This window comes from Anabaenopsis elenkinii CCIBt3563, assembly GCF_015245355.1.
Taxonomy (GTDB): domain Bacteria; phylum Cyanobacteriota; class Cyanobacteriia; order Cyanobacteriales; family Nostocaceae; genus Anabaenopsis; species Anabaenopsis elenkinii.
Genome location: NZ_CP063311.1, coordinates 3,367,179 through 3,380,482, shown reverse-complemented (window position 1 = coordinate 3,380,482; position 13,304 = coordinate 3,367,179). Strand labels below are relative to the sequence as shown.

The following is a 13,304-nucleotide window of genomic DNA, read 5'->3' as shown; positions in this document are numbered from 1 at the left end:
GTGATGCGTGTTCTCTAACTGAAGTTCTCAGCGACATCTGCCGCCAGAGTTACTTCTTTTTTTTCGGCAATATTAATTTTTTATCAGAAAAACCTTTACCTTTGAGCATTTTTTGGGCTTTATGACACAAATCGATATAAAAAAATAAATATTTATTTATAAATCTTGACAAATCACAAAAGTGTTTACTCACATTTTTGTAACGAAATCGTAATATTTACCGATTGGCGACTCAGAACTAGAATGGCTAGAGACCAATCACCAATCACCAATGACTAAACCAGTTGATATATTAGTTCTCTCCAACGGACCAGGGGAAGTAACTACATGGGTGCGTCCATTTGTCAAGTCTTTGCGGGAAAAATTAGGGGATGATCCTTGTGTGGTGAGGATTTCTGTAGTTTTGTCACCTTGTCCAAATGCTAGTGGTAAAGAAGCAGCGATCGCCCTTTCCTATCCAGAAGTGGATAGAGTACAAGCACCAGAACATTTTTGGCGGTTCTTGCTGTGGGGTCAAACTGCACAAAATTGGGACTGGCGCGATCGCGGTGTGGTGGTTTTCCTCGGTGGCGATCAAATTTTTCCCGTGGTCATTGGCAAAAAACTGGGATATCGCACAGTAGTGTATGCTGAATGGGATGCACGTTGGTATGATTGGATTGACCGGTTTGGAGTCATGCAAGCAAAAGTTGCCCAAAAAGTTCCCCCAAAATATGCCCATAAATTTACAGTTGTGGGAGACTTAATGGTAGAAGCGCAGAGACTCGAGCAAGTTTTAACTCCCAACTCTTCCCCAAACACAGAAATAATTGGTTTACTTCCCGGTTCCAAGGCCGCTAAATTAGCTCAAGGTGTCCCATTATGCTTGGCGATCGCTGAATATATTCACACCAGAAGACCCCACACCAGATTTATAATTCCCCTAGCGCCGACATTAGATTTACAAACTTTAGCGAGTTTTGCTGATGCACAACAAAATCCTTTTGTCAAGGTATTTGGTAGTTCCCCCGCTGTTTTAGTGGAATCAGAGCATCCTATCCTCAAAACAGACAAAGGCTTATCTGTGGAACTGTGCAGAGAAAATCCCGCCTATGAATTATTATCGCACTGTAGCATCTGCCTAACCACCGTCGGGGCAAACACAGCCGAACTGGGGGCTTTAGCAGTACCCATGATTGTTTTGATACCCACACAACAACTTGATGCTATGCGTTCTTGGGATGGCTTACCGGGATTATTAGCTAATTTACCAGGGTTGGGTTCCACCTTTGCTAAGGTGATTAACTGGCTGGTATTGAGTCGCAAAGGTTTATTAGCATGGCCCAACATCTGGGCACAAGAGGAGATTGTACCAGAACTGGTGGGTAAACTCCAGCCCCCAGAAGTAGGAGAAATGGTTTTAGATTTTTTGACTCATCCAGAAAAACTAGCAGCAATTCGGGATAAACTACGCAATGTTAGGGGGGAAAGTGGTGCTGCGGATAAACTAGCACAAATTGTCACTGATAGCGTAGCGTGGCGTCAGCCATAGAGATAGAAAATTCATGCATATACCCAAAATAACACTACTTATTAACACCAAACATGAATGTACCTGTAAATATCATTCGACTTGTTGAGCATTTTCACCAGCAAATAGATTTATATAAAGCAGGTGGGTTAAACGAAACACAAACTCGGATTCAATTTATTGATCCATTTTTTGCGTCCTTGGGATGGGACATGAGCAATGAACAACAAACAGCTGACATTTACCAAGATGTTGTTCATGAACATAGTTTAAAAACTACTCGTACTGAAAAAGCCAAAGCACCAGATTATAGTTTTCGGGTAGGGGGAGTCAGAAAGTTTTTTGTAGAAGCGAAAAAACCTGCTGTAAATGTAGGGACAAATATTAGTGCTGCGTTTCAACTCAGGCGTTATGGATGGTCAGCTAAATTACCTCTCAGCATTCTCACAGATTTTGAGGAATTTTCCGTTTATGATTGTCGCCTGATGCCCAATAAAAATGATTCAGCATCTCAAGGCAGAGTTAAACATTTTCATTATACAGAATATGTAGAAAAATGGGCAGAAATTTATCAACTATTTTCTAAAGAAGCAGTATTAAATGGTGCTTTAGAAAAATTTGCTGAAACTCAAGTAAAAGCCGGTATCACTGTTGATAAAGCTTTTTTACAGGAAATTGAAACTTGGCGAGAAAATTTAGGCGCTAATATTGCTTGGCGCAACCCGGAAATTGAGCAACGAGAGTTAAACTTTGCCGTCCAAATCACCATTAATAGAATTGTCTTTCTGCGGATTTGCGAAGATAGGGAAATAGAAAATTATCAGCAGTTATTTAACTTATTAAAATTTAATAATATTTATCAAGAGTTAGGGCGTTTATTTATTAATGCTGACTATCGTTATAATTCTGGTTTATTTCATTTTCAACAGGAGAAAGGAAGGGAAGCACCAGATGATTTTACTCTCAATTTGGTAATAGAAGATTATCCCTTGAGGGCTATCATTAAAAAATTGTATCCCCCAGAAACTCCCTATGAATTTTCTGTAATTCCTGTAGAAATTTTAGGACAAGTTTATGAGCAGTTTCTAGGTAAAGTGATTACTTTATCCGCAAGTCGCCAAGTAGTAATAGAAGATAAACCAGAAGTGAGAAAAGCTGGGGGTGTTTATTATACTCCTAGTTATATTGTGGATTATATTGTTAAACATACCATTGGTAAAGCATTAGAGGATAAGAAACCGGAAAAAGTCCAAGACATGACAGTTATTGACCCTGCGTGTGGGTCAGGTTCTTTTTTAATTGTTGCTTATCAGTTCTTATTAGATTGGTATTTACAGCAATATTTGCACAACCCCAAGAAGTACAAAAATAAAATTTATCAAGTTAGCAGTAATACTTGGCGCTTAACTGCAACTGAGAGAAAACGCATTTTATTAACTCACATTTATGGTGTAGATATTGACCAACAAGCAGTAGAAACAACTAAGTTATCTTTGTTGTTAAAGGTCTTAGAAGGTGAGTCTGGAGAAACCATCACCAAACAGTTAGAATTTTTAAAAGAAAGGGCTTTACCAGATTTAGATGATAATATTCAGTGTGGTAACTCTTTAATAGATGGAAAATTTTATCATAATAATCAGCTTAATTTATTAGATGAAGATACAGCTGATCGAGTTAATGTGTTTGATTGGGAAATAGCTTTCCCAGTAATTATGAAGCAAGGGGGGTTTGATGTAGTGATTGGTAACCCTCCCTACATTCGCATTCAAGCTTTAAAGGAATGGGCTGCTTTGGAAGTAAAATTTTATAAGGAACAATATGTTTCTGCAAGTAAGGGAAATTATGATATTTATGTTGTTTTTGTAGAAAAAGGACTAAATCTGTTAAGAAAGGATGGGCGTTTGGGTTTTATCTTACCCCATAAGTTTTTTAATGCTCAATATGGAGAAATTCTCAGGGGTTTAATAGCAAAAAGTAAATCATTAAATCAAATAATCTATTTTGGTCATCAACAAGTTTTTACCACAGCAACTACATACACTTGTTTGTTATTTTTAAGTAAGCAGAAAAATCAAAGTTTTGAGGTTTGTCAAGTCGATAGTTTAATTGATTGGAGTAACCAGGAAAATGAAAATATCATGAGTCAAATGTTTCCTAGCTCATATATTTCTAATAATGAGTGGAACTTTGTTATGGTAAAAAATGAACAATGGTTTAATAAACTTAATTTATTACCGACAAAGTTAGGTGATATTTGCCATTTATTCGTAGGGTTACAAACTGATGCAGATGATATATTTATTCTTGAACAGGTAAATATAGAAAATCGGCAAGTTTTGTGTAAATCTCAAGCAACTGGTCAATTACATTGGCTAGAAAATGATTTTCTAAAATACTTGTTAAAAGGTTCTGTGAATATTCATAGGTATTGTTTAAAAAATGTTAATAAACGTCTCATTTTCCCCTATGTAACCATGAATAAAAAATCTGTTTTATTATCAGTCAGTGAATATCAAAATAAATTTCCTCTCACATGGGATTACATTCAAGAGAACCAAGAGCGTTTAGCAGCCAGAAATAAGGGTAACATGGGTGAATCTTGGTATGGTTATGTATACAAGAAAAATCATACCCGGTTTAATTCACCAAAGTTACTAGTCCCTGCAATTGCTACTGGTAGTTGTTTCGCTGCTGATTTAAACGGTGATTATTATTTTGTTGGTAGCGGAGGGGGTGGTGGAGGAGGATATGGTATTTCTCTATTAGAGAATACTCATATATCTTATTTGTATTTATTAGGAGTTCTTAATTCTCAATTAATCAATAAATTCTTAAGGTTAATTAGTACCCCGTTTAGAGGAGGCTATATTGCTTTAAATAAACAATTTATTCAAAGAATACCTATTAAATTATTGGACTTGTCGAAGTCTACTGATAACTTAATTCATAATCGTATGATTCAATTGGTTGAACAAATGTTGTTTTTACATGAACAGCTAAATCAAGCCCAAACACCCCCAGCTAAAAGAAGAATTCAACAACAAATTAATGCTACAGATAGACAGATTAATCAGTTGGTGTATGAACTCTATGAATTAACTGATGAGGAAATAGCTATTATGGAAGGCTAAGTCATTCATCCGGGTAAATTCACAGATTTAAAGCCATAGAGGAATCTTTGGCTATGGGTAGTTGGCCCTTAATTGCATTAGAGCTATTGTGGTTTACGTGCGGTAAATCCCCAGCAAGAGCTAACACGGCCAAGAAGATTAACTAGGGAAGCGATCGCAGTTCCGTATATTTGTGTACAGCGATCGCCAGATTAATCCCTAGCCACAGGGATAGATCATCAAAATTGTAATTCCCTTCTCACAGAAATGATTGCAGTGGCAAGCCCCCCATCTGACCAGAAAACTACCCCAGCAACCCGGAGGTAAAAGCATTAATTTCGGCTCCTGTGTTTCTCGGTCCTGTGAGTTCACTGGTAAACAGATTAAAGGTGGTTTCTAGAATGGCATTGACGTTAGGATTATTCTTGAGTAACAGTCCTTGACGAATTAAGAAAATATCCCCCCCTGTGACTTGACCATTACCATCAACATCAAAAGCTAAGTTGTTGACCCCATTCGCGATCGCACTCCTCAAAGCAGAACCTGTGGTGTTTGTGGCTCCCACAGTTTCAGTGCTAAAGAGATTAAAAGAGCTTTGTAAAATCGCATCAACATTAGGATTATTGCGTAAAAGTAGATATTGGTCAATGAATAGTAAATCCGCACCCGTTACCCTACCGTTACCGTCAATATCTGCGGGATTGAGGACGTTGGGAGGTCGGTCTACTACTGTCAAGGCGAAGGTATCACCCACACTTGTACCCGCTGTATCTCTAGCAGTGACGGTAATATCAAAAGTACCGACATCTTCATTACCCGGTGTACCGCTAAAGGTGCGAGTAACAGGATTAAAAGTTAACCATGAAGGTAAGGGTTCACCATTTTCTAATGTGGCTGAGTAGGTGAGGAAATCTGGAATCAGTTGCTGATTGAGCAGTTGATTTCTCAAGTTTTCCGCAATCAATTGATGACCTTTAGTAGTAGGATGTCTTTCATCCCAAAAGAAATATTCATCCGCAGATACAGGGTCAGTTATATTAATCAGAGGAGTTGTATAATTAGTAAATCCGTACTCCTGGAGGACACTGTTATCTTCCTGCAGTAAAGCAAAGTTATCTATCAAAGATAAATTGACATTCAAACTGGGTGCTAAGTTGTTTAATGCCGCACTTAAAGCAGTATTAAAGCCTGTAGTAATAGCTGTAGCCCCTGGAGCATTAGGAGTATTTCTCAAAGCGGGAATAAATCCCAAGTCTGGCAAATTAGCTACCAAAATCTCTTGAGCGCCTGACTGTGCTAAGATGCCGATGGCACTACTGATATTATTTACAGCATCAGTGATAGCTTGGTTAACATCTGCTGGAATCGATAGAAAATCATTAGCACCAGCCCAAATCACATACAATCCATCTGCGCCAATAGGATTAGTAGCAGTTAAATCAATAAATTCCTCAACCTGGGTGAGTAATCCTGGTATAGCAAAGGGTAATAAAGGATTACTGCTAAATTCACCGGTTGTAGCACCGCCAAAGGCAAAGTTTTTCACAGTTTCCGGGGTAAATTCTAACTCACCGGCGAAATAATCAACCCAAATTAAACCGTTAGAAAAACGTCCCTGGTAATTTGGCGATGGAGGGAACAGGTTACCTGTAGCAGTGTACAATTTACCAGTATCAGAGAGACTATCACCGAAGATTACTAAATTTTTAAAGGGGTTAATTACATCTACATCTGAGAAGGTATCAGTAGGTAGAGTAAATGTGAAATTAGAACTGGATAGAACGATCTGATCAAGAATGGGGTTAGTCAGTATGGGTGCATTGTTGACAGGGGGGAAATCGGGAATAAGTTGATTACCAAAATCAATATTTGTAGCAACTTGTCCTGATGTCAGGGTGACGGTGTGAACGAGGCTGACGTTATTGGTAGTTACCCCAGAATTATCATGATTACTGTTACCAGGATTCACCGCACCTGAATTAGGAGTAGTATCGCCGAGGTTGAGAATAGCTTCAGCTAGACCTAACATATTAATCCGAGGATAGGCAATGCCTGTATTATTGACATTATCGTTTTCCACATCACCGTCAATAATTAAATCACTGGTGGTGCTTAATAATGTGCGGAATTCCGTTAATGTTAATTCCCTATCTAAATAGGTTTGGGCGATTTCTTGGGCTAGGGTAGCAATTCCGGTAATGTAGGGGGTGGCTTGAGATGTTCCCCCCATGGTGATAGTACCGCCGCTAGCGTTGGCACCTGTGATAAAAATACCAGGGGCAAATACATCTATCAATGGGTGACGTTGGGAGAAACTAGCAATGTGGTCAGATCCGGTGCTGTAGTTGATCGCTCCATTACCGAAGGTGTGAGCGCCAAAATCATCTACCCACACCGCACCCACAGAAATCACATTGGGGTCAATGGCGGGGTAAGCGAGTCCGGGTTGGCTGTTGAAGGTGTAGAAACTATTGCCCGCAGCAGCAGAAATGATGATATTTTGGTTAGCTATGGCGGCTAGTTCATCCGCAATACCATAACGCCCCACAGGGGTAGTCCAGTTTTGATTATCTCCTAGGGAAAGGTTGACAGATGCAATATTATATGTATCAGCGTTGCTGTTGACCCATTGTAAAGCTGCTTCTAAGTCTGAGAAGTAACCAGAACCGTTATCTCTAAAGACTTTGAGGATAATCAGATTACTATCTGGGGCGACGGAGGCGACGATACTAGCGACGTGGGAACCGTGGTTATTTTTATCGCTGGCGTTATCATCCCTATCAGCAAAATCATACTGGTAAACAATTCGGTCGGCAATGCCATCATTATCATCATCAGCACCAAAGAAGGGATGATTTAAATCAATACCCGTGTCAATGATCACGGTGCTGTAACCCTGACCCTTGATGTTAGTAAAGCGGGTATCTGCCCAGAATTCATCGAGGTTAATTAAACTTAATGGTTGAGTATTATCCCAAGAGACAAGTTGTGTATTAGGAGTGATGACAATATCACTAGGAGATTCATCATCAATAATTGTCACTGTAGCTATACCTTGACTCCCAATTGATGCGCCCCCCGTGGGATTGGTCAACTTAATAGTAAAGTATTCATTCCCTTCAACCTGACTATCATTACGGATGCGGATGGCCTTGGGATTACCTAGCACAGCATTTTCTACAGCGATAACTTTGGTAGTTTCGTTTTCGGCGAAGGTAATAGTAATGGGAGTGTTATGGAAATCATTATTAACCGAACTAGGACCACAACCACAGCCTTGAGCCGTCCCATCCATAAAAGTAATTGTTGCACCCACCACACCAGCAAGATTACCACTGCGGGTGACCACAATTTCCGTCAAGGCGATGCCATCTTCTGTAACAATGTAATCGGGAGAACTAAAGTTAAGTTGCGCCGTATCACTTGTAGTTACAGGCAAAGTAGGAATAAATAGGGGAATATCCGCAGCAGTGGTACTAACATTCACAATGGGGTAAGTTTGTTGCCAACCCTCTGGGAGAACTTGAGCCACCCGATAAGTACCAGGACGCAGATCATTAAAAGTATAATTACCATCTGCATCTGTAGTAGTAAAAACCTCACCCTCATCTAGTTGACTATTATTATTGCCATCTAAATAAACCGTCCAATTTTCCAGGCTAGGCTCATTTTCATCTCTAGCGGCATTACCATTGACATCATGCCAAACCCTACCTCTAATTTCTGCATCATTATCTATGATGGTGACATTCACCGTGGGCAGAGTTAAGCTATTGTATTCAGAGTCCGCACTACTAATACTGTGGGTAATACTATCATTGTGTGTTCCTTCGGTAACCACATCATCCACCGCCGTCACCGTCACCACCTGGGCAATGTTCCAATTAGCAGGGGTAAAAATGAGAGTATTGGTATTAGTAGTGATTTGATTCCCTGGACTCAAGGTAATGGTAACGTCAGCACTAGGCTGGGTTTTTAAGGAAATAGTATAAGTGTCAGTATTTCCACCTTCTGTCACCATGGTACTACCACCAGTTTGAATTAAACTAATTCCCAGTGTCGGGGGTGGTGTAACTGTGAACATAGTGGTTTTTGCTTCACCCCCACTATTACCAGCGTTGTCTTGGATCGTGGTAGCATCAACCCGTAAGCTGTAAGTTCCCGGCGTTGCTGTTAAGTTTTCTAATCCGTTAATTCGGTAGGTAGTATCAGATATATAACTAACAGTCACGGTTTCCGGAATGGTAAGGAGAACACCATCACGGGTGAGAGTAATATCAGCCCTGTCAAAGGTGTTAATATCAATGAGTTCAGAGAATTGAACATCAATGAATGGCAATGAGTTGGGGCTAGAAGTAGGAACATTGAGAAATTGAGTGATAACCGGGGGAATTACATCGGCAAACAGGCTTAAAGTCGTGTTTGTAGTATTTCCGGCTGCATCTTCTAGTCTAATGCCTAATTCTCTAGCTCCGGGAGCGGGTAATTGAACATTACCAGTAAATTCAGTTCCCGTAACCGTTGCTTGTTGTAAGAGTTGGTTAGTAACTTGATCATAGAAGAAGACTTTTAACCCGGTTTCTCCTAATTCACCACTAATGGTAGGGGTAGTGGTGTTAATGCGCTGCTGTCCCGATACTGTTAAAGGTTGTAAGGATGCTAAACTCAAACCTGCTGGGAGGAAAGGATTGGTGACGGTAATATTAGTGGGTAAAGCCGGAGCAATGGTATCCATTACCCAGGTTTCCGATTGTATACCGATTCCTAGGTTCCCTGCTAGGTCTTGAATATTTGCAGCACTGACTGTCAGGGTATATCTTCCGTCAATTGCCGTTAACCCACTGAGTCCATTAATCCGGTAGGTGGTATCATCAATAGCAGCGATGGTGACGGAACTATTAATTAAGTTAGTACCACTATCGCGGGTAAGGGTAATATCTGAGGAGGTGAAGGTACTGAGGTCAATCTTTTCGGAAAAGATGACATTAATACCGGATACTGGTTGGTTACGGGGGTTAATCAGCAGATTAACAACATCCACTATTTCCGGTGCAGTGGTGTCTGCGTTGCCGGTGGGACTTTTTACCCAGGTTTCACTCAGGGAGTCAATGCCTACTTTACCTGTGGTATCTTGGATGCCATTGGCGTTGACTGTGAGAGTATATTCCCCATCTTCTCTGGTGAGGTTGTTTAATCCCGTGATTTGGTAGCGGGTGGGAGATAAAGCAATGGTGGTAACAGTGTTATTAATCAGGTTACTACCACCATTGAGAGTCAGGCTTAAGTCGGTGTAGTCAAAGGTATGGCCTTGAATGGGTTCGGAAAATTCCACTGTAATTGCATTGACGGCGGTGGCGATCGCCTCGGAACCAATATTACTAATGTTAGTGACCCTAGGACCGCCGGGAGTATAAATAACGGTGTAGTTAGTATTGCCCGCAGTGGTATCATCCAGGAAGTGCAGAATGTTTTCGTAAGTGGGGCGTCCTGTACTGGGGAAGGTGCGATCTGTTGTCCAAATATTTTCCGGGTTAATTTGTGTACCGTCACCCCGGAGGATTTGCACAATATCAAATTGACTATCACTGGGTTCAGGAAGGCGGAAATATGTCCACCCGTCTTCTACTGTGGCGCTAATTTGTACGGTTAAATCATTGATGGTGGGAGCAGCGTCAATGGTGGCATTTTTAACAGCCTTTACTGGGGCGGTACCACCGCTACTAAAGTAAAGAATATCGGGGGTAAATTCCGCGTCAAAGGTACCGTTAACGAGGAAGTCTGGTAAGTTATCTGGTTGAGGATGGTCAACTTGAACTATGCGGATGAGTTCATGTATGGTGACTTCTTTGATTAAGGATAGTTCTGGTTTACCCAAGCTGTTAATGTGTTCAAAGGTGGCGCTGTACTCGATGAATTTCCCTTGTAAGGAAGACTTGAGCAGCCAGTTAGCCACGGCGGTATCCCCAGCGGGGATGTTACCAAAGTCTACAGTGAGGGAGGGATTAACTCCTCTACCATTGACTTCTGAGCCGATGATTTGGAAGTCAATTAATAATCCCTTCTCATTTTCGATGATTTTGGGCTGACCGGAGGTGATTTTTAGGTTTTTAGCTTCGCCTTTCCCTTCGTTACGAACTAGAACACCGAGGGAGTAGGGTACTGAGATTTCTATTTTATCAGTGAAGGGATCATCGGCGAAAACATCTCTTTGATGGAAATAGTCTAAATATAATTCAGCTTGGGGGAAAACGGTGATGGGGGCAGAAAGGAGGGGTACGGTGATGTTAGCGCCATTTTCCAGGTAGGAGAGAACTCCACCGATACTGTATTGTGTGGGTACTTCCAGTGCGGCGAGGTTAGTAGGGATAAATGTCCAATGGGCGGTACCAATGCCTTCATTTTGGGGGGTATTGGGGTTGTTTCCTGTGAGGATACCAGTACCATCTACAGCGCTGATGTTCCTGAGAATGGGGGCGGTGATGCCAAAGAGTTCGTTAACTATGTTTCCTTGAGCGTCTTTAACTTCCAGGATAACTGAGAGGTTTTCTATGTTGGTGGGATTACCATTTTCTATTTCTAGGGTTCCCAGGAAGGCTGCACGAGTCATTACTGCTTCTTGGTCGATGCGGAGTCTGACTGTGGCGCATACTCCCCCGCCTCCTTCTAGGGCTTTCTGCAATTCGTTGACTACATCTAATGTTGCTTGGGTTAAGTCCTCATAACCTGCTGTTTCCAACTCACTGAGGATGGAGTCTATATTAGTACCAATTGCTCGGAGTTGATCCTGGGCTAAAAAGTCAGTATTTTCCCCTGCTGGAACATCTTGGACACTGTAAATACCTTGGCTGTAGTAGTCAATGGTTCTATTCCAACGGTCTATAAACTTATTAACGTTGGCACCGGTTAATACATTGGGAAGTGCTAAGGTAAGTAATTCTGCCCTTTCTGTATCTGAGATTTTTACTTCTGCTGATGTTGAACCTTGAGTATTGTTACTAAAGGCTGTCATCCAGGTATTAAGTAGCTCCTGGTTTTGAGAGCTTGCTTCTAACCAAGCGGAATCCCCATAGTACAGTAAATAAAAATCTTGCAGTGTTTGCCAGTATTCCAAATAACTCGTTAATTGAGCCAGTCCAGCATTAATTGTACCGGAGGCATTAGCTGTAGTGATGTCATTGGATAGAAAGCCATAACAAATACTTTTCAGACAATCAATAATGGAAGAAGTACAACCAATTGGACCAGGAATGCAACCTCCATCACCAAAAGTAAGTTCCCCATCTCCCAAGGCAATAGTACAAGCAATCACGGTAGCAGCAGTACTCAGGGGGTTAGGAACACAACCAAGGGTAGCCAGGGATAAACAACCAAGTGCCTGTCTATTCTTTTCCTTGCAAGGATCGCAGTCGCTAGACTGTATATTAACTGTCACAGGGGTGATACGTCCACCGCCACCGCCAAATCCACCGCCACCAAATCCACCGCCACCAAATCCGCCGCCACCAAATCCACCGCCACCTCCACTAACACAATTACCTTGAACATTGAAGAAAGGAATGGGGATGGCTCGTTTAATTGGTTCCCCTGCACATTCATAGTAGTAATCTAAACCGGCTGAAATACTACAAGGAACCGAGGGGGTGGATTGTAAGGCTAATTCTCCCCCAGAGGTGCTTAAACTGTCAAAGTCGGCAATGCGAGTAATACGAACTGGTACTGTAATGGAACTCTTGGCGGCTAGTGTATCGATGTTATTAATTAGCGGCTCAATTGTATAGAAAGGATGTGTACCGAAAAATAGGTTAATATCTTCAGCCGCAATTAAACCATGATTAGTGGCTGTAATATCAATCTGCATGACTTGACCGACGACTTGCAACCGTTCCAAGTCAATAAATGTCGGTTCGATGACTACTGTGGGAATGGGGACATCAGTTTCAAAAACGCTTTCGATGGTGATTGTATATCTGTCTTCGATTTCCGTGGGGACTACAGTCCAGGTATATTTAACTGTCTGACGGGAAAGGAAAGCTTGAACGTTGTTGGTTTCTCCTGCGCCTATGTAGATATTGCGCTCATAGGTATCATGGCTGTCGGCTGTAACTCTGAGTTTATAATACCCTTCTGTTAAGTCATTCTTTAATAACAGTCCGTCGGCATCGGTTTCTGAGAAAATTACTCTACCAGTAAAGGGATCAACAAGGGTGATTGTGGCATTTTCTAACCTGGGTGAACCTTCGGCAAAGAAAAATAGTTCATTGACGACACTAATATTTAAGTTACCTGTAGCTTCTGATATGGCGCGGAAGCTAAAGGGGAGTTGTAATGATGCTTCATCCCCAGCAATGACTATATCTCCGTTATAAACTGTTAATTCTTCGGTGGCTGATGGTTGCAATAACAGGGAGACTTGGGTTGATTCCCCAGGACTGAGGGAAGGTATTATTAGTCTCATCTGTTTCGAGCTGATTGTTCTCATGGTCAGTACGGAATAACAGGTAACGATTGCCTACACTTGTAATCCTATTGGGTAAAGTAATATTACTAGTAATAGTGTAGCTACCATCTGCTGCTAAGGGTGTTTGCTCAGAAATAGATTGCGATGTAATAAAAGTATCAGACCCATCAAAAATCTCATCATCTGAGATGTAAATAGCGTCATACCAATCTGCTTCTGCTGCTCC

Annotated in this window: 4 protein-coding genes; 2 read left to right on the top strand and 2 right to left on the bottom strand. The window is 41.2% G+C overall.

The genetic code is table 11. The features are described 5' to 3' along the window. Nucleotides 1-271 precede the first annotated feature (271 nt). Together IM676_RS14710 and IM676_RS14705 are read left to right on the top strand one after the other, a co-directional pair. A complete protein-coding gene (locus IM676_RS14710; RefSeq protein WP_200987582.1) occupies nt 272-1,531 on the top strand; it encodes a glycosyltransferase family protein in 1,260 nt (419 codons plus the stop codon). A 53-nt stretch (nt 1,532-1,584) separates the two neighbouring features. Continuing rightward, nucleotides 1,585-4,641 carry an Eco57I restriction-modification methylase domain-containing protein gene (locus tag IM676_RS14705; protein ID WP_200987581.1) on the top strand — a complete coding sequence of 1,019 codons (3,057 nt, stop codon included), beginning with the start codon at nt 1,585-1,587 and terminating at the stop codon, nt 4,639-4,641. Nucleotides 4,642-4,924: 283 nt separating this feature from the next. On the opposite strand, the gene IM676_RS14700 is transcribed toward IM676_RS14705, so the two are convergent. Beyond that, complete coding sequence (locus tag IM676_RS14700) at nt 4,925-13,075, bottom strand: S8 family serine peptidase (RefSeq protein WP_200987580.1); 8,151 nt, start codon at nt 13,073-13,075, stop codon at nt 4,925-4,927. After that, a partial coding sequence (locus IM676_RS14695; RefSeq protein ID WP_200987579.1) for a CARDB domain-containing protein occupies nt 12,981-13,304 on the bottom strand: 324 nt, incomplete at its 5' end. The genes IM676_RS14700 and IM676_RS14695, both read right to left, overlap by 95 nt.